This window comes from Streptomyces sp. NPDC059668, from assembly GCF_042734135.1.
GTDB lineage: Bacteria > Actinomycetota > Actinomycetes > Streptomycetales > Streptomycetaceae > Streptomyces.
This window is the reverse complement of record NZ_JBHWEL010000007.1, coordinates 49627-73163: the sequence shown is the minus strand read 5'-3', so window position 1 is coordinate 73163 and position 23537 is coordinate 49627. Positions and strand designations below refer to the sequence as shown.

Annotated in this window: 18 protein-coding genes and 1 riboswitch; of the genes, 8 read left to right on the top strand and 10 right to left on the bottom strand. The window is 72.1% G+C overall.

The features are described from left to right. Nucleotides 1-77: 77 nt before the first annotated feature. From ACFV2J_RS08190 to ACFV2J_RS08170, 5 genes are all read right to left on the bottom strand, one after another. Complete coding sequence (locus tag ACFV2J_RS08190; protein WP_385093786.1) at nt 78-1481, bottom strand: lamin tail domain-containing protein; 1404 nt, start codon at nt 1479-1481, stop codon at nt 78-80. Between the two features lie 609 nt (nt 1482-2090). Then, nucleotides 2091-3821, bottom strand: a complete 1731-nt coding sequence (locus ACFV2J_RS08185; RefSeq protein ID WP_385437747.1) for a C40 family peptidase — start codon at nt 3819-3821, stop codon at nt 2091-2093. 59 nt (nt 3822-3880) lie between these two features. Then, nucleotides 3881-4056: riboswitch (cyclic di-AMP (ydaO/yuaA leader) on the bottom strand. 235 nt (nt 4057-4291) lie between these two features. Next, entirely contained in the window at nt 4292-5236 is a 945-nt protein-coding gene (locus ACFV2J_RS08180) for a hypothetical protein (protein ID WP_385088785.1), read from the bottom strand. Nucleotides 5237-5472: 236 nt separating this feature from the next. Then, nucleotides 5473-6108 carry a GNAT family N-acetyltransferase gene (locus ACFV2J_RS08175; protein ID WP_385088787.1) on the bottom strand — a complete coding sequence of 212 codons (636 nt, stop codon included), beginning with the start codon at nt 6106-6108 and terminating at the stop codon, nt 5473-5475. A gap of 335 nt (nt 6109-6443) precedes the next feature. After that, a complete protein-coding gene (locus ACFV2J_RS08170; RefSeq protein ID WP_385088789.1) occupies nt 6444-7154 on the bottom strand; it encodes a TetR/AcrR family transcriptional regulator in 711 nt (236 codons plus the stop codon). A 132-nt stretch (nt 7155-7286) separates the two neighbouring features. Here ACFV2J_RS08170 and ACFV2J_RS08165 point away from each other — a divergent pair, with 132 nt between their 5' ends. Further along, the gene (locus ACFV2J_RS08165; RefSeq protein WP_385088791.1) at nt 7287-8507 is read left to right on the top strand and encodes a saccharopine dehydrogenase family protein; all 1221 of its coding nucleotides are present in this window, start codon (nt 7287-7289) and stop codon (nt 8505-8507) included. A 204-nt stretch (nt 8508-8711) separates the two neighbouring features. Here ACFV2J_RS08165 and ACFV2J_RS08160 read toward each other — a convergent pair whose 3' ends face one another. Both ACFV2J_RS08160 and ACFV2J_RS08155 read right to left on the bottom strand, forming a co-directional pair. After that, nucleotides 8712-12086 (bottom strand): pyruvate carboxylase, encoded by a 3375-nt coding sequence (locus ACFV2J_RS08160; RefSeq protein WP_385437744.1) that lies wholly within the window; start codon nt 12084-12086, stop codon nt 8712-8714. A 212-nt stretch (nt 12087-12298) separates the two neighbouring features. After that, on the bottom strand, nt 12299-12721 hold the full coding sequence (locus ACFV2J_RS08155) for a secondary thiamine-phosphate synthase enzyme YjbQ (protein WP_385081858.1): 423 nt from the start codon (nt 12719-12721) through the stop codon (nt 12299-12301). Between the two features lie 123 nt (nt 12722-12844). Here ACFV2J_RS08155 and ACFV2J_RS08150 point away from each other — a divergent pair, with 123 nt between their 5' ends. The 6 genes from ACFV2J_RS08150 (at nt 12845) to ACFV2J_RS08125 (ending at nt 18325) form a co-directional block, all read left to right on the top strand. Beyond that, the gene (locus ACFV2J_RS08150; RefSeq protein WP_349817350.1) at nt 12845-12928 is read left to right on the top strand and encodes a putative leader peptide; all 84 of its coding nucleotides are present in this window, start codon (nt 12845-12847) and stop codon (nt 12926-12928) included. A 151-nt stretch (nt 12929-13079) separates the two neighbouring features. Next, entirely contained in the window at nt 13080-13976 is an 897-nt protein-coding gene (locus tag ACFV2J_RS08145) for an ABC transporter permease (protein ID WP_385081859.1), read from the top strand. Next, the gene (locus ACFV2J_RS08140) at nt 13949-14866 is read left to right on the top strand and encodes an ABC transporter ATP-binding protein (RefSeq protein WP_385081860.1); all 918 of its coding nucleotides are present in this window, start codon (nt 13949-13951) and stop codon (nt 14864-14866) included. The genes ACFV2J_RS08145 and ACFV2J_RS08140 overlap by 28 nt, the downstream gene beginning before the upstream one ends. A gap of 94 nt (nt 14867-14960) precedes the next feature. Beyond that, nucleotides 14961-15989 carry an ABC transporter substrate-binding protein gene (locus tag ACFV2J_RS08135; RefSeq protein WP_385081861.1) on the top strand — a complete coding sequence of 343 codons (1029 nt, stop codon included), beginning with the start codon at nt 14961-14963 and terminating at the stop codon, nt 15987-15989. Between the two features lies 1 nt (nt 15990). After that, nucleotides 15991-17163, top strand: coding sequence for an LLM class flavin-dependent oxidoreductase (locus ACFV2J_RS08130; protein ID WP_385437740.1), 1173 nt, complete (start codon nt 15991-15993; stop codon nt 17161-17163). A gap of 73 nt (nt 17164-17236) precedes the next feature. Then, nucleotides 17237-18325 (top strand): NAD(P)-binding domain-containing protein, encoded by a 1089-nt coding sequence (locus tag ACFV2J_RS08125; protein WP_385081864.1) that lies wholly within the window; start codon nt 17237-17239, stop codon nt 18323-18325. A 19-nt stretch (nt 18326-18344) separates the two neighbouring features. Here the strand turns inward: ACFV2J_RS08125 and mltG are convergent, their stop codons facing one another. Both mltG and ACFV2J_RS08115 read right to left on the bottom strand, forming a co-directional pair. After that, entirely contained in the window at nt 18345-19196 is an 852-nt protein-coding gene (gene mltG, locus ACFV2J_RS08120; protein ID WP_385437738.1) for an endolytic transglycosylase MltG, read from the bottom strand. A 43-nt stretch (nt 19197-19239) separates the two neighbouring features. After that, the gene (locus ACFV2J_RS08115) at nt 19240-21039 is read right to left on the bottom strand and encodes an ABC transporter ATP-binding protein (RefSeq protein WP_385081866.1); all 1800 of its coding nucleotides are present in this window, start codon (nt 21037-21039) and stop codon (nt 19240-19242) included. Nucleotides 21040-21153: 114 nt separating this feature from the next. Between ACFV2J_RS08115 and ACFV2J_RS08110 the strand changes: the two genes are divergently transcribed. Then, entirely contained in the window at nt 21154-21609 is a 456-nt protein-coding gene (locus tag ACFV2J_RS08110; RefSeq protein WP_266697062.1) for a MarR family winged helix-turn-helix transcriptional regulator, read from the top strand. 149 nt (nt 21610-21758) lie between these two features. On the opposite strand, the gene ACFV2J_RS08105 is transcribed toward ACFV2J_RS08110, so the two are convergent. Continuing rightward, nucleotides 21759-23384: a peptide-N4-asparagine amidase gene (locus tag ACFV2J_RS08105; protein ID WP_385437824.1), complete on the bottom strand. Its 1626-nt coding sequence runs from the start codon at nt 23382-23384 to the stop codon at nt 21759-21761. Nucleotides 23385-23537 lie beyond the last annotated feature (153 nt).

Below are 23537 nucleotides of genomic sequence, written 5' to 3'. Positions count from 1 at the left end.
CCCGCCTCCCCCGCGGTCGTCCGACAGGGGAGGCGGGGCAGGGAGCGGCTGTCGCGCCCCGCCCCTTCCCGATGGTGTCAGGGGGTGCAGTTCAGCGTGCCGGCGCGCAGTGCGTGGCCGCCGTCGTTGGAGTCGTCGGACCACATGACCGGCTTGTGGCCGGAGACGCAGGCGGACTGGGGGGCGAGGGCGAAGCCCTCGTTGTTGTAGTTGGACATGCCGGTGGGCCGGTCATAGGTGTGGGTGACGGCGAACTTGCCCTGGGCGTTGATGTCGAGGGTCGAGGTCCGGCCCTGGCAGGTGTCGTCGCAGGCCGCCCACAGGTGCCCGGTGGCGGGCTCGAACTCCAGGTCCATCACGCCGGGGAAGCCGCTGGTGATGGTGGCGACGCGGGTGTATCCGCCGCCCGACTGGCTGAGGGCGTAGGCGTAGATGGTGCCGTTGTCCTCGACGCCGGTGAAGAAGAGGCCGCTTCCGTGGCCGGGGTAGCCAGCCGGGTCGTAGGCGGCGCCGGTGTGCTCGTCGCGCAGTCCGTGTGCGGTCAGGAAGGTGTCCGGGATCCATGAGATGCCCTCGGGCCCGGCGTTGGCCGGCAGGGAGGGCAGGTCGGAGGTGAGGTTCCACTCGGCCGTCGCGTTCAGCGAGGAGGCGGTGGAGGACGTGTCGAAGCGCAGGATCTTCGGCATGCTGGTGGAGCCGTTGCCGTTGTCGCGCTCGGTGGCGACGAACATGCCGTCGGGGGTGACGACCACGCCCTCGGCGTCTGGATCACCGCTGCCGCCCGCGTAGTGCAGCGCCTTGCCGGATCCCCAGCCGGCGGCCGGGTCGGGGCGCCACGTCGCGCCGTTGGGCACGAGCCGGTAGAGCTTTCCGGGGCCGTTGTCCACCGCCCAGAGCACGCCCGCGCTCTCGAAGGACAGGCCGCTGAGGTTCTCCCCGAACACGTTCGAACCGTCGGCGACGGTGACCGCCGTGCCGCCCGGCCACGTGGTGCTCCCGCCGCCGGTGGTGCCGCAGGCGTTCGCCGCGCCCTTGGTCGACGCGGTCGTGGTCGTGAACGCGCCGGTGCCGTCCGCGCACCGCCCGTACGTGGTACTGGCGTGATCGGTCCAGGTGTAGGAGTCCACCAGAGTGGAACCGTCCGTCTGGAACAGTCGCGCGGAGTCCGAACTCCCCAGCCCGAACGACGACTCGACGTCCAGCGCCAGGAACGCGCCCGGAGCGATGGACGTCTTCTTGCCGACCTTGTAGGAGTGGGAGTTGTCGTTGTCCTTGACGATCCACCCGGACACGTCGACCGCGGCGGTCCCGGTGTTGACGAGTTCGATCCAGTCGCCGGGGCTGCCGCCGCTCGACTCGACCTCGTTGATCCGCACCGTGGACGGGTCCTGCGCCGAAGCCGGCGCACCCGAGAGGCCGAGGGCGAGGAGGATCAGGGCGGCGGCGGTGATGGGGGCTTGTCTACGCCAGTGCGTACGCAAGGTGGCCGGTCCTCTTTTCAGGGGGTCGGGCAGACAAGGAGCGCGCTCACGCTCCCGGCGCAGCTTCGGGCACACCGGCGACCACGGACTGAACACGCCGCGAACAGAGCGGGTACACGCCGAACGGACTTGATCGACTGGGCCCTCGGCCGGGCCAAGGCCGCATCTACCGGCGCGAGTTGTGCGCCAGGATCGGTGCCGACGCCCAGGCGCCGGCACCTCGACACGCATGCCGTCGCATACGCCAGGGACGAGCGGCCGTCACTCGGCCGACGTAGGAACCGCGCGCCGAGGGACGAGGCACCGGCGCGGCGCGGCTGGTCGCTTCCGCGTTCAACTCGCCTGTCCTCAGGACCTCATGGGGTCAGCGGGACCGCGTCGTGCACGACCGTCCCGGACAAGTAGCCGTGCACGTGCACCCGTTGGGCGACTTCGCACGGGTACGCGCGCCTGGCCCAGGCGGGTGCCCGGCGCCGTGTCTCCCCTGGGCAGCGGCCCGGTGCCCGTGCCGGGTCGGCACGGGCGTCGGACGGGCTTGCGGTACCGGCCGCCTCGGCACCCGCGCCGGCGGCCGTGGGACGCCGGCCCTGCGCGATCCCGCTCGGCCCCTTACGCGGGCCGCGCGGCGCTGTGGATCGCCGTCTGTCCGGCGTAGAAGATCGACTCCTCGCGTATGGACGCCCCCGGGCTCGGCGCGTGGATCATCATGCCGTTGCCGATGTACAGGCCGACGTGACTGACGTCCCCGTAGAAGAAGATCAGGTCGCCGGCGCGGATGTCGGTGAGCGGGACCGGCGTGGTGGCCGTGGCCTGGTCGCGCGCGGTACGCGGGAGCGCGACCCCGGCCACCGTCCACGCGGCCCGGGTGAGGCCCGCGCAGTCGTACGAGCCCGGACCTGCCGCGCCCCAGACACACGGCCTGCCGATCTGGGCACGGGCGAAGGCCACCGCCTTGGCGGCCTTCATGTCGTACCCCGAGCCCGACGTGTCGCCGCCGCCCATGACCGCGCCCGCGGTGGCGGACATCCCCGCGTCGACCGTCGCGGCCGGGAGGAAGGACGGGTCGGGGACGACGGACGGGGCGAACGGAGCCGACCCGACCGACGGGGCCGGGGCGACGGCCATGGCGGGGACGTACGCCGTCGCCGACGCGACGGGGGGCTCCGGAGGGAACGGCAGGTCCGGGACACCGAGCAGGTCCGGGGCACCGAGCAGGTCCGGTACTGGGAGCCCGCCGGGAGCGTAGGCCACGTCCTGTGCGTAGGACAGCTCAGGAGCGTAGGCCGTGCCCGACGCGAAGGCCGTGTCCGAGGTGAACGTCATGCCCGACGCGAACGTGGTGTCCGGGGTGAACGCGCCCGGGGCGAACGTCGTCTCCGGGGTGAACGCCGTGTCCGGGACGAAGGTCATGCCCGAGGTGAACGTCATGTCCGGGGTGAGGGGCGTGCCCGCACCGAGGGACGCGTCCGAACCGGCGGACGCGCTCATGCCCGCGGGCGCGGCCGTGTTCAGGGACGCGCCCATGCCCGGGCCCGCCGCCTGCTGACGCCGCCACTGCTCCTCGGCCTCGCGACGGGCCTGTTCCTCCGGGGTGGGCCAGACCTCCTGAACCGGCGGCGCCTCGATCGCCGCGACCGGGGTGCTCCGCTGCTGGACGACGTGCCGGGACAGCAGCTCACGGGCGAGTGCGAGCTTGCGCCGGTTCTGCTCCTTGCGGTGCTTCAGCGAGGAGTGGCCGGACTCGGCGGTCGGCGCGGGCAGCGCCTTGACGGCCTCCTGCCGCGCCCCGCCGCCGGCCGGCAGCGCCGCGAGGGCCCGCCCGGCGGCCGGCTCCGCCACGGACCCTGTCGCCGGTCCTGCGGTCAACGCGGCCACGGGCCCCGCTCCCGGTCCGGCGGTCAGCTCCGGCACGGGGCGAGCCGCGGTCTCCAGGGCGCGGGCGGCAGGGCCGCCCTCCAGGCGCTTCGCGGCGGGCGCGGGGAGCGCCTCGGCCGGGCGCTTCGGCGTGCGGTCGGCCGGCAGCCGGGCCGGCACGGTCGGTCCCAGCCGGGCGCGGCCCACGTCGAACCAGGGCCGCGACACGTCGGCCCCGGCGGCGTCGGCGCCCCTGCGCCCGGCGTCCCGGGCCGGGTTGACGCGACTGCGCGAACCGGTGGTCATCGCGCGGGTCGCGTTGTAGTTCCCGGTCGCGGCCTCGGCCCGGTCGTAGAGGGAGCTGATCCGCTGCTGGACCTCTTCGCGGCTCGGAGCGTCGCCTCCGGCGAGGGAGGCGGAGTCGGGGCTCTGCGGGAACAGGTCCGCCGAGGAGCGGGCCACTGTCGCGGGTGCGGAGCTGGGCATGCCGGGGAGGCTGCTGCTGCCTCCAGGGCCCGGGGTGCGTTCCGGCGCCATGGCAGACGTACTCCTTCCGTGCTCCGCCTACCGAGTTAGCTGTCGGGTTCGGGCGGACAGATCCGGAAGGTATGCCCTACGGCCCCTGCCCGGTGGGGCAGTCGGGCCGATTCACCCCAAAATTTCGGTTGGGTCCCCGGCTCCGGTCGCCGTGAGGCCGCACCGGATTAGGCGGAGGCCAAGCGACCCGGCGAGGTTCGCCGGAGGAAGTCGTGTGGCCTGGCGCCAACTTAGCCAACTTGTGTACCTCGCGTGAAGATTGAAGTGCGAAGTGTCCGATATGTAATTGTGACCTTCGTCGTACTCCCGATCTCGGGTGAGTTTGCGCACCGGCCACCGGCTCAAGTCCTCGGCGGCACAGCCCGATTCGTCGTGGCCTCTGAAGCCGTGCGGCCGCACGGAGCGGCTCCCGGCCCGCGTCAGCACAGTTGGGCACGCGGCTCGTCGGCGCGGATCGCGGGGTCCGGCGGGATCGCCGGAGCCGACGGTTCGGGCCGGGCCGACGATGCGGTCACGGACCCTGTTCCCGCCACGGACGGAGTCCCCGTCGTGGACGGTGGCACCGGCGGTTCCACCGAGTCCGGGTTCGGGTCCGGGTCCGGACCGCCGCCGGCCGGACCGGGGTCCGCTCGGCGCGAGGCGAGCAGCACCGCCAGGGCCCGCAAGGGTCTTCGCGCGCGTCCGTGCAGCAGCCCCAGGACGATCGCGGCCGCCACGGCTATCAGGTGTTCCCGACCCGCCAGATTGGGTCTGACGATCGACTCCCACACCATCGAGCCCCCGGTGAGCGCGAACACCACGGGTGCGCGTCGGACCACCGCGAGGTAGGTGAACAGGCCCACCACCGCGGCGGACGGGCCGGTGTCCAGCACCTGCCCGATCTCGGGGGGCAGCCCCAGACCCCACCAGCCCGGGCCCATCGCGATCATCACGCGGACGGTGAGGGTGCCCGCCAGCGTGGTGACGTAGGCGATGGCCAGGGTCCGGGCCCGGCCGAGGGCGAGTTCGGCGAGGGCGAACGCGAGGAACAGCTGAGTGATGCCCGCCCACACCGGCAGGTCGAGGGCGGGGACGTACAGCGACACGGGAGTGCGCAACAGGGCCAGTGGCAGCGGCAGCGACGCCTTCACCCCGCCGGTCAGCCGCACCACCGTGGCGCCGGTCGGATGCTGGGCGATCGCGTGGAAGAAGATGACCCCGAAGGCGGCCACGAAGGCCAGCACGAGTCCGGACAGTCCGCGCCGCACGAGTTGCCGGAACGGTTCGACGACGATGCCGTGCCACTCACCGCGCAGGGTGCGGCCGACGAACGACACCAGCCGGTACGGCGTGCCGCCCGGCCGCCCGCGTGCGCCGTCGCGCACGGCGGACGGCGGCGGCCCCCCATCGGGCCCCGCCGTCCGTGCATGACCGTTGCCGACATCGCCGCGACGCTCTTCCACCGCCCTAAGCAATGCCCTCTCCCCCCACCACCCGCAGGACGTCTCCTCGTATAGAGGGACGAGATCTTCATAAGGTTGACTCCGGCCGCGCCCTCTCCCTGTCGCGGGCTCGACCCCACGGGCCGCACGGCCCGCACCACCTCCACGACCCGCGCGGCTCAGGACGTGCGGCGCGCGCGGCCCGTCGGCCTGCCCAGATAGGTCAAGGGGCCCGGTTCCGGTACGGGGATCTCGTGGAAGCCGAGACGATCGTAGAAGGCGCGGGCGGACGTGTTGGCGGTGACCATGCCGAGGTGGACGGCCGGGACACCGCGATCGGCGAGCGCGTCGAGGAAGGTGTCCATCAACGCCCGCCCGTGGCCCCTTCGCTGCCAGTCCGGGAGCAGGTCGATGTGCAGATGCGCGGGATGGGCGGCCAGTTCGGGCAGGACCATGCGTTCGGGGCGGTGCAGCAGGTCGATCATCGTGTCGCCCGGCGTGCGCGGTGGCGTCGTGCTCCGTGGATAGCGCGTGGCGACCGTCGGTATCCAGACGGCGCGGAGGTCGCCGGCGAACCGCGCGGTGTCGGCGGTGCCGAGGACGTAGCCGACCGCCCGGCCCGTCCCGTCGTCGAGCACGAAGGCGAGTTCCGGTTCGAGATGACAGTAGGGGTACGCGAACAAGGTCGGCATCAGTTCCAGGTCGGGATACAGAGCCCGTGAGTCGCCTCCTTCGTGGGCCGTCATCACACACACGTGCCCCACCGCGGCACGGTCTTCGGCCTTGTACGGGCGGATCGTCGGCTGGTGAGTCATGGGCCGTATCCTTCCGGCATGGGAGCGCTCCCGCCAGCGCCCGAACCGCCCGAACCGCTCGAACCGCTTCGCCGGTCCGGCCCGTCCCCGCCCGACCGGCCCGTCTCCGCCTGCGGGGCCTTCCGCTCCGGCCCGTCCGCCCGCCCGTCGACCCGCTCGAACCGCCCGCGGTCCGGTTCCCGCTATCCGGCGTCCGGCTCACGGCCTCCGGAGTCGGGCGCCCCACTCCCCACTCCCGGCTCCCGGCTCCCGGCTCCCGGCTCCCGGCTCCCGGCTCCCGGCTCCCGGCCAGGGAACCGTACCGGCGCGCGATCGTGACGCGGTGGCCGACGCCGTCACCCGGCGCGCAGCGTCTCCCACTGCGCCCCGGCGCTGTCCAGCAGCATCTCCAGGGCCGTGGGATAGGCGCTGTCGACCATGCGGGTCGCCAGGAGGGGCGCCGCCTCCGCGATCCGGGGATGGGTGGCGCGCGGCAGCCGGGCGTACGTCGAACGCCACATGTCCTCGTCGGCGCTGCGGCTCTCGCGTGGCAGTGCCAGCGAGGCGGCGTCGAGCGCGGCGAAGGCCAGCGTCTGGTCGATGAAGGCCTGGTAGATCCGTACCGTGTCCGGCAGCGGGAACCCGGCCGTGCGCAGGACGTCGAGGATGGCCTCGTCGGCCGCCAGTTCGTGGGCCCGGCCAGTGACCCGGTTCGCGGTCAGCAGGGCCGCCTGCGGATGCCCGACGTACACCGCGTGGATACGCAGCCCGAGGCCGCGCAGATCCGACCGCCACTCCCCCGTGGGCCGCCAGCCGTCCAGGGCCTGTCCGATCAGGGCGTCGCCGATCGCGAGGGTCAGGTCGTCCATGCCACGGAAGTACCGGTAGAGGGTGCTGGGATCGGCGTCCAGAGCCAGGCCCAGACGGCGGGCGGTGAGTCCCGCGCTGCCGTGCTCCCGCAGCATCCGCAGGGCGGTGTCGACGATGAGCCGCTCGGACAGGACGGTGCCGCTCCTGGTGGGGCGCCGACGCCGTCGCTTCTCCTCGGGCACCACCGCTTTCGGCACCGCCGCCTCCTCGCTCCTTATGCCAACGCCATTGACCTTATCCGAGGGCCCGGCGTTGGATCTCCCGCCAGGGGCGCCGCGTCTCCGGTCCGCGCGGGCACGTCCCTTCTCCGCAGAGAGGAAGTCCGTGTCATGCGTGTTCTGCTTGTGGGAGCCGGCGGTGTGGGTACCGCCATCACCCGGATCGCGGCCCGTCGTCCCTTCTTCGACGAGATGGTCGTGGCCGACTACGACCTGAGCCGGGCCGAGGCCGCGGTGGCCGCCCTCCCGGACGCCGCGGCCCGCTTCCGCGCCGAGCGCGTCGACGCCTCCGACCAGGACGCGGTGACCGCGCTGCTGGGCCGGCACGGGTGCGACGTCCTGCTCAACGCCACCGATCCGCGGTTCGTGATGCCCCTGTTCCAGGCGGCACGCGCCGCCGGCGCCACCTATCTCGACATGGCGATGTCCCTGTCGCGCCCGCATCCCGAGAGGCCGTACGACGAGTGCGGGGTCATGCTCGGCGACGCGCAGTTCGCGCAGGCGGTCGAATGGGAGAAGGCGGGCGCGCTGGCCCTCGTCGGCATGGGGGTGGAGCCGGGTCTGTCCGACGTCTTCGCGCGGTACGCGGCCGACGAACTCTTCGACGAGATCGAGGAGATCGGCATCCGCGACGGCGCGAACCTCACCGTCGACGGTTTCGACTTCGCCCCGTCCTTCAGCATCTGGACCACCATCGAGGAGTGCCTCAACCCGCCGGTCGTCTACGAGGCGGACCGCGGCTGGTTCACCACGGCGCCGTTCAGCGAGCCGGAGGTCTTCGACTTCCCCGAGGGCATCGGCCCGGTGGAGTGCGTGAACGTGGAGCACGAGGAGGTGCTGCTCGTACCGCGCTGGGTCGACGCGCGGCGGGTGACCTTCAAGTACGGCCTGGGCGAGGAGTTCATCCAGACCCTCAGGACGCTGCACCTGCTGGGCCTGGACCGCACGGATCCGGTGACCGTGCCGAGCGCGGCGGGCCCGGTGGCCGTGTCGCCCCGTGATGTCGTGGCCGCCTGTCTGCCGGACCCCGCGACGCTCGGCGAGCGCATGCACGGCAAGACCTGCGCGGGCACCTGGGTGCGGGGCACCAAGGACGGCGCGCCGCGCGAGGTCTACCTCTACCACGTGGTCGACAACCAGTGGTCGATGGCCGAGTACGGCTCCCAGGCGGTGGTGTGGCAGACGGCCGTCAACCCGGTCGTCGCCCTCGAACTCCTGGCCACGGGCGCGTGGACCGGCTCGGGGGTCCTCGGCCCGGAGGCGTTCCCCGCCCGCCCCTTCCTCGACCTGCTCACCGCGTACGGCTCGCCGTGGGGCATACGGGAGCAGTGACCCGCCCTGCCCGCCCGTCGACCCCGTGCGGCCCCGGGACCAGGGCTCCGGGGCGCCCCGGGCTCAGCTGGGGGGCCGGCCCCGGGGTGTCCTGGAGCCAGGAGTCCCGAAGCCGGCCGGGTGGCGGCACGGTTCCGGGACTCGGGCGACCGACCTCGCGGGGTCCGACGGGGCCCAGAGGTGTCCCGCGGCGTCCGACGACTCCTAGGCGATCACCATCAGGAGATCGCCCGCCTCGACCTGCTGGACGGAGTTGATCGCCAGACGCCCCACCGTCCCGGCGACCGGGGCGGTGATGGCGGCCTCCATCTTCATGGCCTCGATCGTCGCGATGGTCGCGCCCGCCTCGACGCTGTCCCCGGCCGTGACCGACAGCGTCACCACTCCGGCGAACGGCGCGGCGACGTGCTTCGGGTCGGACTTGTCGGCCTTCTCCGCCGCCGGCAGCTCCGAGGCCACCGAGCGGTCACGCACCTGGATCGGCCGGAGCTGGCCGTTGAGCGTGGCCATCACGGTACGCATGCCGCGCTCGTCCGCTTCACCGATCGCCTCCAGGACGATGAGCAGCCGCACCCCGGGGTCGAGGTCCACCTCGTGCTCCTCCCCCGGCCGCAGACCGTAGAAGAAGTCCTTGCTCGGCAGGACGCCGGTGTCGCCGTAGGCGTCCCGGTGGGCCTCGAACTCCTTCGCCGGACCCGGGAACAGCAGCCGGTTGAGGGTGGCCCGGCGGTCCTTCTCCAGTCCGTCGCGGTCCTCGTCGGACAGCTCGACGACCGGCCTGGGCGCGGCACGGCCCTTGAGGGCCTTGCTGCGGAACGGCTCCGGCCAGCCGCCGGGCGGGTCGCCCAACTCGCCGCGCAGGAACCCGATCACGGAGTCCGGGATGTCGTACGCGCCGGGGTCGGCCGCGAACCGCTCGTGCGGGACGCCCGCGCCGACGAGGTGCAGGGCGAGATCCCCGACCACCTTGGACGACGGCGTCACCTTGACCAGGCGGCCGAGCATCCGGTCGGCGGCGGCGTACATCGCCTCGATGTCCTCGAAGCGGTCGCCGAGGCCCAGCTCCCGTGCCTGGACACGCAGGTTGGACAGCTGGCCGCCGGGGATCTCGTGGTCGTAGACGCGTCCGGTGGGCGAGGCCAGGCCCGCCTCGAACGGCGCGTAGATCCGGCGGACGATCTCCCAGTACGGTTCGAGATCGCCGACCGCCCGCAGGCTCAGCCCGGTCGGCCGCGCCGAGTGGTCGGTGGCCGCGACGATCGCCGACAGCGACGGCTGCGAGGTGGTGCCCGCCATCGAGGCCACCGCTCCGTCCACGGCGTCGGCACCCGCGTCGATCGCGGCGAGGTAGGTGGCCAGCTGGCCGCCGGCCGTGTCGTGGGTGTGGAGGTGGACCGGCAGGTCGAACTCCCTGCGCAGCGCGGTCACCAGCTTCGCGGCGGCGGGTGCCCGGAGCAGTCCGGCCATGTCCTTGATCGCCAGGACGTGCGCGCCGGCGTCGACGATCTGCTCGGCGAGCCGGAGGTAGTAGTCGAGCGTGTAGAGCTTCTCGGCCGGGTCGGACAGGTCCGAGGTGTAGCAGAGGGCGACCTCGGCGACGGCCGATCCGGTCTCACGCACGGCGTCGATCGCGGGCCGCATCTGGCCGACGTCGTTGAGCGCGTCGAAGATGCGGAAGATGTCGATGCCGGTCCGGGTGGCCTCCTCGACAAAGGCGGTGGTGACCTCCGTGGGGTAGGGGGTGTAGCCGACCGTGTTGCGGCCCCGCAGCAGCATCTGCAGGCAGAGGTTGGGCACCGCCTCGCGCAGCCGGGCGAGCCGGTCCCACGGGTCCTCGGACAGGAAGCGCAGGGCGACGTCGTAGGTGGCGCCGCCCCAGCACTCCAGCGACAGCAGTTGCGGCAGCGTCCGGGCCACGGCGGGGGCGACGGCCAGCAGGTCCTTCGTCCGCACCCGGGTGGCCAGCAGCGACTGGTGGGCGTCCCGGAAGGTGGTGTCGGTGACGGCCACCGAGGTCGACTCCCGCAGCCATCGCGCGAAGCCCTCGGGCCCCAGCTCGGTCAGCCGCTGCTTCGATCCGGCGGGCGGTTCGCCGGCCGGTACGTCCGGCAGTTTGGTCGTGGGGTCGATCAGGTGCGGGCGCTCGCCGTGCGGCTTGTTGACCGTGACGTCCGCGAGGTACGTGAGCATGCGGGTGCCGCGGTCGGCGGAGTGGCGGGCCGTCAGGAGATGCGGGCGTTCCTCGATGAACGAGGTGGTGACCCTGCCCTCCTGGAAGTCCGGGTCGTCGAGGACCGCCTGCAGGAACGGGATGTTCGTGGCCACGCCGCGGATGCGGAACTCGGCCACCGCACGCCGGGCGCGCCGCACCGCGGTGGCGAAGTCCCGGCCCCGGCAGGTCAGTTTCACCAGCATGGAGTCGAAGTGGGCGCTGATCTCCGAGCCGACGAAGGCGGTGCCGCCGTCCAGCCGGATCCCGGAACCGCCGGGCGAGCGGTACGCGCTGATGGTGCCGGTGTCGGGCCGGAAGCCGTTGGCCGGGTCCTCGCTGGTGATCCGGCACTGCAATGCCGCGCCCCGCAGCTGGATGCGGTCCTGCGCGAGGCCGAGGTCGGCGAGGGTCTCACCGGAGGCGATGCGCAGTTGCGCCTGGACCAGGTCGACGTCGGTGACCTCCTCGGTCACCGTGTGCTCGACCTGGATGCGCGGGTTCATCTCGATGAAGACGTGGTTGCCGTCGCGGTCGAGAAGGAACTCGACGGTTCCGGCGTTGCGGTAGCCGATGCTCTGCGCGAAGGCGACCGCGTCGGCGCAGATGCGGTCCCTGAGGGCGGGATCGAGGTTGGGCGCCGGGGCCAGTTCGACGACCTTCTGATGGCGCCGCTGCACCGAACAGTCCCGCTCGTACAGGTGGATGACGTTGCCGTCGCCGTCGGCGAGGATCTGCACCTCGATGTGGCGGGGGTCGACGACGGCCTTCTCCAGGAACACCGTGGCGTCGCCGAAGGCGGACTCGGCCTCGCGGGACGCCGCCTCGATGGACTCACGCAGGTGCGCCGGGTCGTCCACGCGCCGCATGCCACGTCCGCCGCCGCCGGCGACCGCCTTGACGAACAGCGGGAAGCCGACCTCCCCCGCCGCGGCCGTCAGCTCGTCCAGGTCGTTCGACGGCTGCGACGACCCGAGGACCGGTACGCCCGCCGCGCGGGCCGCGGCGACCGCCCGCGCCTTGTTCCCGGTCAGCTCCAGGACGTCGGCGCTGGGGCCGATGAACGTGATCCCGGCCTCTTCGCAGGCCTGGGCCAGCTCCGGGTTCTCGGACAGGAATCCGTACCCGGGGTAGACGGCGTCCGCCCCGGCCCTGCGCGCCGCCCCCACGATCTCCTCGACCGACAGGTAGGCACGCACCGGGTGCCCTCTCCGGCCGATCTCGTAGGCCTCGTCCGCCTTGAGACGATGCAGCGAGCCGCGGTCCTCGTAGGGGAACACCGCCGCTGTTCCCGCGCCCAGTTCATAGGCGGCGCGGAACGCGCGGACGGCGATCTCACCACGGTTCGCGACAAGTACCTTCCGGAACATGCACAGTCCCTTCCTGACGTTCGCGACGGGCGCGCCCGACGGGCGCCCTCGTGACTGTTGCCCTGTCTACACCCGGACAAGAACAGCCTGGGCCGAATCACCACCGGCCGGTCGCTCATCCGCGGCATCGTGAAGATCATCTTCGTATGGCGGCCGGCCCGGGCGTCCTCCGCCGGACGTCGTGTCCGGAGGTCTTCCCGGTGCGGGCACGATCAGCCCAGAAAGCTCAACCGCACACGGCGTTCGGGGTTGGAGATGTTCGTGTCCACCAGGCACACCGACTGCCAGGTCCCCAGCTCCAGTCGCCCGCCGATCACCGGCAGCGTCGCGTGGGGCGGGACGAAGGCGGGAAGCACGTGGTCCCGGCCGTGACCGGGGCTGCCGTGGCGGTGCTGCCAGCGGTCGTCGGAGGGGAGCAGGGAGTGCAGGGCCGCGAGGAGGTCGTCGTCGCTGCCGGCGCCCGTCTCGATGATCGCGACACCGGCCGTGGCGTGCGGCACGAAGACGTTCAGCAGGCCGTCGCGTCCGGCCGCCGCCTCCCGCAGGAAGGCCTCGCAGTCACGGGTGAGGTCGACGACCGTCTCCGCGGAACCGGTGGTGATGTTCAGGACTCGGGTGGTGAAGGCATCGGACATGCCCCCGATTCTCACCCGCGCGCCGGGCTGTGCCTACGACCGGCCGGTCGTCCCGGGGTACGAGCGGTCCATTCCGCGAGACACCATTGACCGGGCGTCGGCGACCTGACTACTTTCTGCCGCATGTTGCGTTCAGCCCTGCTCACCACGCGCGGTCACATCGACCTGCTGCGGGTGGCCTCCGCCGCGTGTCGCCGCGGCTGCTGACGCCCTTTCACTCCCCGCCCCTAGGGCCTTCTCCCCTCCCGGCGCGCCCGCGCTCCGCTCCACCCGCACGTCACGAGCCCGCACCCGGTTCCTGACGCGGCGGAGCTCCGGCGTACCCCTCTCCGGCCGCTCTCCTCCCCGTGGAGCATCCATGACCATCAGCCATGCCCCGCCCGGCCCTTCCGAGTCCGACATTCCCGGTATAGCCGCGGCAGCCGAACACACCGCGCTGCCACCGGTGCCGCCCGAACTCGTCCCGATCGTCCCGAGCTCCACGCGTCGTGCCCGCGTCCCCCGCTGGCTGCGCCGCACCTCCGGCCCCCTCCTGCTGCTGGCTCTCTGGCAACTCCTCAGCGGTACGGGCGTACTGGCCCCCGGCGTCCTCGCCTCGCCCGGCACCATCGCGCGGGTCGGCGCCGGGCTGATCACCGACGGATCGCTGCCGAACGCGATGGGCGTCTCCTTGCGACGCGTCGCCCTCGGGCTCCTGTCGGGGACGGTCATCGGCACCGGTCTCGCCCTCGTGTCCGGGCTCTTCCGCGTCGGCGAGGACCTGGTGGACGCCAGCGTGCAGATGCTGCGGACCGTGCCCTTCGTCGGACTGATCCCGCTGTTCATCATCTGGTTCGGGATCGGCGAGGCCCCGAAGATCGCCATCATCACGCTGGGCGTCTCCTTCCCGCTCTACCTGAACGTGTACGCGGGTATCCGCGGCGTCGACACCCAGCTGATCGAGGCCGGGGAGTCGCTCGGGCTCTCTCGCTGGGGGCTCGTACGGCACGTCGTCCTGCCCGGCGCGCTGCCCGGCGCCCTGACCGGGCTGCGCTACTCCCTCGGCATCGCGTGGCTCGCGCTGGTCTTCGCCGAACAGATCAACGCGGACGCCGGGATCGGCTTCCTCATGGTGCAGGCCCGCGACTTCCTGCGGACCGACGTGATCGTGGTCTGTCTGATCGTCTACGCCTTCCTCGGCCTGCTCGCCGACTTCATCGTCCGCTCCCTCGAAAGGCTGCTGCTGCAATGGCGACCGACGTTCACAGGCCGATGACCGCGGAGAAGGCCGCGGCGGCGGCATCCACACCCGCGGGGACACGGACGCCCGCACAGACACCGGCGCGGTCGGCCGCACAGACAACGGCCGAGACAGCGGCACAGACAGAGAATCAGACACAGGGCCGGACGCGGACGGCGTCGCCGACGCAGCCACCGGCACCGGCACGGGTGGAGGCACCGGCACCGCTCCCGGCCGTACGCGTCCAGGGGCTCACCCGTGCCTTCGACGGCCGCGCCGTCATCGACGACCTCCATCTCGACGTGCGACCGGGCGAGTTCGTGGCGCTGCTCGGCCGCAGCGGCTGCGGCAAGTCCACGCTGCTGCGCATCCTCGCCGGGCTCGACCGGGAGATCGAGGGCTCCGTCCTCGTCCCGCGCCGCAAGGCCGTCGCGTTCCAGGCGCCGCGGCTGATGCCGTGGAAGAGGGTGTGGCGCAACGTCCTGCTCGGACTGCCCGGCAAGCCCGAACGGCCCGTCGCCGAAAGGGCGTTGGCCGAGGTAGGTCTCACCGAGCGCTCCGCCGCCTGGCCCAGGACGCTGTCCGGGGGTGAGGCCCAACGTGCCTCGCTGGCACGCGCGTTGGTACGCGAGCCCGATCTGCTGCTGCTCGACGAACCGTTCGGGGCGCTCGACGCCCTCACCCGGATCACGGCGCAACGCCTGGTCGGTGAGGTGTGGCGGCGGCGCGGCTGCGCGGTCCTGCTGGTGACGCACGACGTGGAGGAGGCGGTGCTGCTCGCCGACCGCGTCCTGGTCATGGACGAGGGCGCGATCGCGTACGAGACCCGGGTCGAGCTGGACCGCCCGCGCGACATCGCCGACCCCCGTTTCGCCGGCCTGCGTGCCGGGCTCCTGGAGCGCCTGGGCGTCGACGGCACGTCCTGAACGCCGCACGCCCCAGCACCCTGCCCCGCCTCCCCGGGCCGCGCGACACCCGGACCCACCCTCCGCACCCGGACCGACCGAACGGAAAGACGCCATGCGACGACACCTCGCCCCCGCCGCTCTCCTCCCCCTGGCCCTGCTCCTCACCGCCTGCGGCGCCACCTCGGCCGCCGACACCGCCGTGGGCGCCGGAACCGACGGCAAGGGTTCCCTCACGCTCGACGTCGGTGACCAGAAGGGTGGTTCGGAGGCGGTGCTGCGGGCCGCCGGGGAGCTCAAGAACCTCGACTACAAGATCAAATGGTCGACCTTCACCTCCGGGCCGCCCCTCCTGGAAGCCGTCAACGCCAAGGCCGTCGACATCGGCGGCGTCGGCAACACCCCGCCCGTCTTCGCGGCCGGCGCCGGCTCGAAGATCTCGGTGGTGGCCGCCTGGCACGGCACGTCCAAGGGCGAGGCCGTCCTCGTACCGAAGGGCTCGTCGCTGAAGCGCCCCGAGGAGCTGAAGGGCCGGTCCATAGCCGTGGCGCAGGGTTCGTCCGCGCACTATCAGCTGATCGCCTCGCTCAAGGCGGCCGGTCTGAAGCTGAGCGACGTGAAGGTCAAGTACCTTCAGCCCGCCGACGCGCTGGCCGCGTTCACCGGCGGCAAGGTGGACGCGTGGGCGGTGTGGGACCCGTACACCTCGCAGGTGGTCGAGGCGGGGCAGGGCCGCATCCTGACGGACGGCGACGGGGTGGTCAACGGGCTCAGCTTCCAGGTGGCCGCGCCCGGTGCGCTCAAGGACCGCCGGAAGGCGGCGGCGGTCAGGGACTACCTGGCGCGGCTGCGGCGCGCCCAGGACTGGGTCTACGACCACCCGGAGGCCTGGGCGAAGGTGTGGGCGAAGGACACCGGGCTGCCGTACGGGGTGGCGCTCGCCTCGGTGAAGCGCACCAACGCCAGCCGCGTCGCGGTCGCCGTCGACAAGCCCCTCATCGCCTCCGAGCAGCGGATCGCGGACACCTTCACCGGCCTCGGGCTCATCCCACACGAGGTCGACTTCTCGGCGTTCGTCGACCCGCGCTTCAACGGCGGCCTGCCGCCGTCCACCACCACCCCCCGCGTCTACAAGGAGTCGTGACATGACCGTCCATCTCCACTGGTTCCTGCCGACCGGCGGCGACGGCCGCACCCTGGTGGACCGGCACGCGTACGCGTCCAACGCCGTCGGCCGCCGACGGGCCGACGGGGTCCGGGCCCCCGACATCGAGTACCTGGCCCAGATCGCCAAGGCCGCAGAGCAGTTGGGCTTCGAGGCCGTGCTCACGCCCACCGGCACGTGGTGCGAGGACGCGTGGCTGACGACGGTGGCGCTGGCCCAGCACACCCAACGGCTGAAGTTCCTGGTGGCGTTCCGGCCCGGTGTCGTGTCGCCGACGCTCGCGGCGCAGATGGCCGCGACCTACCAGCGGATCACCCGGGGACGACTGCTCCTCAATGTCGTCACCGGTGGCGACTCGGCCGAGCAGCGGCGCTTCGGCGACCATCTCGGCCACGATCAGCGGTACGCGCGTACGGACGAGTTCCTGTCCGTGGTGCGCGGGGTGTGGAGCGGGCGGCCGTACGACTTCGACGGGAGCCACTACCGGATCGACGGCGGACTGACGGCACTGCCGCCCGACCCGCTGCCGGAGATCTTCTTCGGCGGTTCGTCGGCCGCCGCCGGGCCGGTCGCGGCCCGGCACGCGGACGTCTATCTCACCTGGGGCGAACCTCCGGCCCAGGTGCGCGAGAAGATCGACTGGATCCGCTCGCTGGCCGAGCGTGAGGGGCGCACGGTCCACTTCGGCATCCGGCTGCACTCCGTCTCGCGCGACTCGTCCGCCGCGGCCTGGTCGACCGCGAACCGGTTGCTCGACGACCTCGACGCGGACACGATCACGGCCGCGCAGTCGGCGCTCGGGCGCAGTGAGTCGGTGGGCCAGCAGCGGATGCTCGCGCTGCACGGCGGTTCCCGCGACGAGCTGGAGATCTCCCCGAACCTGTGGGCGGGAGTGGGTCTCGTACGCGGTGGCGCGGGCACCGCTCTCGTCGGCAGCCACGCCGAGGTCGCCGACCGGATCGAGGAGTACCACTCTCTGGGCATCGAGCACTTCGTGCTCTCCGGGTACCCGCACCTGGAGGAGGCGTACTGGTTCGGGGAAGGCGTGATGCCGGTCCTGGCGGCCCGGGGGTTGCTGCCGCGGACCCCGGAGCCGGCGCCCGGTGGCCCGGTCGGGGGCGGCGCTCCGCTGCTGGTCGCGGGTGGCCGCTGAGGGGCTCCCGTCGGGTGGATCACACCTGGTCCACCGAGGGAAGATCTCCGGCCCCGGGCGAGTTGGCAGAGGCGTGAACAGCACTGGGGCGCGGGCGCGCGCGGTCGATGTCGTGGTGATCGGTGCCGGTCAGGCGGGACTGTCCAGCGCCTACCACCTGCGGCGCACCGGTTTCGAGCCGGAGCGGGACTTCGTGGTGCTGGACCACGCGCCGCGGCCCGGCGGCGCGTGGCAGTTCCGGTGGCCCTCGCTGACCTACGGCAAGGTGCACGGAATGCACTCGCTGCCCGGCATGGAGCTGGAGGGCGCGGACCCGGCACGGCCGTCCTCGGAGGTCATCGCCGAGTACTTCGACGCTTACGAGCGCACGTTCGACCTGCGGGTGCGGCGACCCGTCGAGGTGACGGCCGTCCGGGAGGGCACCGGGGGACGACTGCTCGTCGAGAGCTCCGACGGCATGTGGTCGGCGCGGGCGCTCATCAACGCGACGGGCACCTGGGACCGGCCGTTCTGGCCGCGCTATCCGGGGCAGGAGACCTTCCGCGGACGGCAGTTGCACACGGCGCAATACCCGGGACCCGAGGAGTTCGCCGGCCGGCGGGTGGTCGTGGTGGGCGGTGGCGCGTCCGGCACCCAGCATCTGATGGAGATCGCTCCGTACGCGGCGGCGACCACCTGGGTGACTCGGAAGCCGCCCGTCTTCCGGGAGGGTCCGTTCACCGAGGAGTTCGGCCGGGAGGCCGTCGCGCTCGTCGAGGAACGGGTACGGCAGGGGCTCCCGCCCAAGAGCGTCGTCTCGGTGACGGGGCTACCCCTGAACGACGCGATCCGTCAGGCCCTCGCCGACGGCGTGCTGGACCGCAAGCCGATGTTCGACCGCATCACGCCGGACGGTGTGGAGTGGGCCGACGGACATCACGTGGCCGCCGACGTCATCCTGTGGGCGACCGGCTTCCGCGCCGCCATCGACCATCTCGCGCCACTGCGGCTGCGCGAGCCGGGCGGCGGTATCCGTGTCGACGGCACCCGGGCGGTGGCCGATCCCCGGATCCATCTGGTCGGCTACGGGCCGTCCGCCAGCACCATCGGCGCCAACCGGGCCGGGCGCGCGGCGGTACGGGACATCAGGCGGCTGACGGCCGGAGTGCCGGCCGGCGCCTGACGCCCCGCACGGCCGCCGTTCAGCCGGCGGACGACGGGGCCGAGGACCCGCCCGCCCGGTTGTTCCGGTTGAACTCGGCGACGTTCCTCTGGTGCTCCTCGTAACTGGCCGTGAAGCGGGTGTCGCCGGGCTTGACGGTGACGAAGTACAGCCAGTCGCCCGGGGTCGGATTGATCGCGGCGCGCATGGCGTCCTCGCCGGGGTTGGCGATCGGTGTGGGCGGCAGGCCCATGCGCTCATAGGAGTTGTAGGGGCTCTTGAGCTTGGTGTCGCTCGTGGTCGTGTTCAGGGTGGAGCGGTTCAGCGCGTAGTTGAGCGTGGAGTCCATCTGCAGCGGCATGCCCTGCTGGAGCCGGTTGAAGATCACGCGGGAGACCTTGGCCATGTCGCTCCTGGTGGCGGCCTCCGCCTGGATGATGCTCGCGATGGTGACCACCTGGTAGACGTCCATCGCGTTGTGCTGGGCTCCCGCGGTGATCGGGTTCCGGTGGAATCGCCTGTCCGCCGTGTCGACCATGAAGCGCAGCAGCGACTCCGGCGTCGCCCCCGCGTCGACCGGGTACGTCGCCGGGAACAGGTACCCCTCCGGGTTGCCCGACGCGATGTCGGGCAATTTCAGGTGCGCCTTGGCCAGCGACTTCTTGGTGGCGCCCGCGGGCAGGGCGAGCGCCTTGTCGACGGCCCGGTAGACCTGGCCCGAGCGCCAGCCCTCCGGGATCACGAGGGACGCGCGGGGCGCCTCCTCGCCTCCGACGATCAGCAGCGGCACCGTCACGGCGGTGACCGCCACGACGGCTCCGGTCGCGACGAGGGCGACCCGGCCCCGGCGCGTCAGTCGAATCGTGCTCCGTCGCGGAGTGTTCATCTGCATGCGGGCACGGTAACCCGCTAATCGTCACAATTCCGGCATATCGTCATCTTGTCGGCTCCAGTTGGGCGTCTCGGCGGACGAGAGCCGCATAGCGCCCACCCTGCTCCAACAGCTCCTCGTGCGTACCGCGTTCGACCGCGTGCCCGGAATCCAGGACCACGATCTGGTCCGCACCCCGGATGGTGGACAGCCGGTGCGCGATGGTGAGCGTGGTCCGGTTGGCCGACAGCGCGTCGATCGCCTCCTGCACGGCGTGCTCCGTGCGGGTGTCGAGGGCACTGGTCGCCTCGTCGAGGATGAGCACCGGCGGGTCGCGCAGGATGGTCCGCGCGATGGCCAGGCGCTGCTTCTCCCCGCCGGAGAAGCGGTGGCCGCGCTCGCCCACGACCGTGTCGTACCCGTCGGGCAGCGACGCGATGTGGTCGTGGATCTGGGCCGCCCGCGCCGCCGCCCGCAACTCCTCGTCGGTGGCGTCCGGATTGGCGAAGCGCAGGTTTTCCGCGACCGAGGCGTGGAAGAGGTACGTCTCCTGGGAGACGACGCCGATCCCCCGTGCGAGCGTGTCGAAGTCCAGGTCACGCACGTCGATCCCGTCGAGCGTGACACGGCCGCCCGTGACGTCGTACAGCCTCGGCACCAGATAGCTGAGCGTGGACTTGCCGGAACCGGTCGGGCCGACGACGGCGAGGCTGCCGCCCGCCGGCACCGTGATGTCGATGCCGTCGAGGATCGGGCCGCTCTTGTCGTCGTAGCGGAACTCGACGTCCTCGAAGCGGATCTCACCCTTGACCTGGTCGAGGTGGACCGGACGCTCCGGCTCGGTGATGTCGATGGGCAGGTCCAGGTACTCGAAGATGCGCTGGAAGAGCGCGAGCGAGGTCTGGATCTGCACACCGGTGGACAGCAGGCTCACCGCCGGGCGGAACAGGCCCTGTTGGAGCGAGACGAAGGCGACGAGCGTACCCAGCGAGACGGACGGGCCGCCGAACTGGATGGCCATGCCCGCGGCCCAGTAGATGACGGCGGGCATGGCGGCCATCACGATGCCGATGACGGACATCCGCCAGCGCCCCGCCATGTTCGACTTCACCTCGAGGTCGACCAGGCTGTCCGACTCGGCCGCGAAGGCCCGGGTGAGCGAGTCACCGCGGCCCATCGTGCGGCCGAGCAGGATGCCGCTGACCGAGAGGGACTCGGTGACGGTGGCGGCCATCGCGGCCATCTGCTTCTGCCGCTCGGTGGCGATCTTCTTGCGTTCGTTGCCCACACGGCGGCTGATCCACACGAAGACCGGCAGCAGGAGCAGCGAGACGATGGTGAGCCGCCAGTCGAGGGCGATCATCGCGACGATCGTGGCGACGACACTGGTGAGGTTCGAGACCAGCGAGGTGGCGGTGGAGGTCACGGTCGCCTGCATGCCGCCGATGTCGTTGGCGATGCGGGACTGGACCTCTCCGGTGCGGGTGCGGGTGAAGAAGGCGAGCGACATGCGCTGGAGCCGCCCGTAGACGGCGGTGCGCAGATCGTGCATGACGCGCTGGCCGACCGTCGTGGAGATGAGGGTCTGCAGGACGCCGAAGATGCTGGTGACGACCGCGCTGAGGATCATGCCGAGCGCGAGCAGGCTCAGCAGACCGGTACGGCCCTGGGGGATGGCGACGTCCAGGATCTCCTTCAGCAGGAACGGCGTCGCGACCGTGACCAGGGACGAGGCGCCGACCAGCAGGCCGACGACCGTGAGGCGGCCGCGGTAGGGCCGGAAGAGCTTCAGGATGCGGCGCACCTGCCGTGGCGGTTCGCTCTCGGCAGGTGACGGGGTCCAGGTGGATCGCTCGGGGCGCATGGGCTCCTACGGTGGGTGAGGGGACGGTTACGGAGGTGGAGGAACGATGACTCACGGAGCTTAGCTCATTGTTACCTATACTCACAATGAACCGCATCCTGATATTGTTCCCGTATGACCACCCCCGATGCCGACGGCCTCCTCGCCGAGCAGTTGCTGCGGCTGACCCGCCGCGTGCACCGCATCCAGAAGCGTCATCTGGAGCAGCGCGGGCTGGGCATCACTCCGGCCCAGTCCCGGCTGTTGCGCACGCTCGCGCACTACGGCTCACCGCCGCGCATGGCCGATCTCGCCGAGCGCCTGGAAGTTGTCCCGCGGGCGGTGACCACGCTGGTCGACGGCCTGGAGGCGAGCGGAAAGGTGCGCCGCGTCCCCGATCCCAGCAATCGGCGGGTCATCCGGATCGAGGTCACGGACCAGGGGCGCGCGGCACTGCAGGAGTTGCGGGGCGCGCGCCGATCGGCCGCGGAGGAGATCCTGGCCCCGCTGTCGGACGAGCAGCGCGAGGTGCTGGGCGGGCTGCTGGACACCCTGGTGGACGGCATGCCCCGGCTGGAACGGCGCTGCTGAGGCCGCTCGGCCCATCGGCGCACCCGACGTGCCCCGCGTACCCGCTCCGTGACGCCCTGGCGGATACGCGCGGCCCCCTCGGACCCGTTGGACTGAATACTTGAACCCTGCCCCCGGCCTCACCGAGGCCCCACCGGTCCCAGGGGAGTTCAGCAGGAGCGGTGATCCACCGTCAGCACGCCCTGCTCGGTGACGAGACGGCGGTCGTGGCAGCCGTCGGATCCGCGCAGTGCGTAGCGCTCGCTGGTCGTCCCGACCGCGTGCCGCTGATCGCGCGGCACGCCGGCCGTGTACGTCGCGTCGCCGGCGTAGCGGTCGTCGAGCCGTGACCACGCTGTCCGTCGCCCTCCGCGCAGTTCGTCCACCGCCGCCCGGTCACCGAGCCGCAGAACGGTCCGCAGCCGGCCGTCCGGGCCGAGCGTCGTCGTACCGTCCATCGTGTACGTGCGGTGGGTGCGCGTCACCCGGGCGGGCCCGCGCCCGTCGACGGTGACCGTCTGGTCGTCGTTCCAGGCGGCCTCGAGTCCGTCGGTGTCCTCACCGTCGGTCCACCGGTGCACGGAGGTGTTCGCGAGCACGCGACGGACGGTGGTCGTCACCCGGCCGTGCGAGGTGTCGACGTAGCCGGAGACCGTCAGCCGGTGGCCGCCCGCCGTGTCGAGTCGCTCCGGCGAACCGGGTGTGTACGAGGAGGTGTTGGCGAGGCCGTCGGCGCTGACCTCGGTGAGCGCGCCGGTCACGTGTGCGCGCCGCGCGTCCTGCCAGACGAGGACGTCGACGGGAGCGCTCCATCCGCTCTGCCCCTCCGGAACACCCACGACGGACACGTCGACACGGTGCGGGCGGCCGTCGTCGAGAAGCCCTGCGAAGGGCGAGAGGTCGTACTCGATCGGCCGGACGTCGAAGGCGCGCGGTCCCGGGATCACGTACCAGAGGAAGGGGTTGGACCATCCGCCGGTCCACACGTTCGGGAACGGCTCCGCGACACCGGCGAGTCGGCCGTCGACCTTGATCTGCACCTCGCGGTACGGACCGTCCGCCGCCTTGCAGGAGTACGGGGCCGCGTCGGGCACCGTCAGGTACCAGAACTCCTCGCAGCCACCGCCGGAGCCGGTCGCGTACACCTCGGCGACGATGCGCTCGCTGTTGCGCGGGGTGGTGAGGGTGCCGTCCTGGAGGGTGAGGACACGGTCGGGGACGCCGGAGGCCGCGGCGGCCCGTGCGGCCTTCCCCCGCGCGTAGAAGGTCAGTGTGACCTTGACGTCGAGGACGCCCGTGTACGTGTCGTCGACGACGTTCCCGATGAGCATCTCGACGTCGCCGCCACGCCGGAACGTGTCGGTGTAGCGCGTCACGTCCTTCTCCACGGACCATTCGACGCCGTCGGGCGAGGGTTCCGGAGTGGACGTGCGGAGGATCTCCACGCCACCGACGTGCAGATAGCCGAGTCGGTCGTACTGGCGGCCCTTGACCTTCCCGTCCAGCCGCAGGACGACCTTGCTCCAGTGGTCACCGCAGCCGTCGGGCGGTGCGTAGGTCCCCCGGTAGGGCGTGAAGTCGCTGAACTTCGCCTCGGCGAGCGTCACTTCGCAGGACTTGGTGGCGGGCCGGGATATCGCAGGGGCGGCGGTCAGGGGATCGTGCCAGTCGGTGCCGAACTCCGCGGGGGCCTCGGGGACGGTGACGGGTGCACGGGAGCCGGCGGCCGGGGCGTGGAGAGCGGGGGCCGGGGCGCCGAGAGCAGTGGCCGGGGTGCGGAGAGCGGCTCTCGGCAAGGAAGCCGCCGAGGCCGGGCCCGTCGCGAGGCAGGTGCTCGCCGCGAGGAACACTCCGGCGAGCATGGACATGACGATCCGTCGTCTCATGTGCGGTGTTCTACGGGGAGTCGGGCCACCTCGCAATGGGCCCTCGGGGCCGCCGGGCCGTGG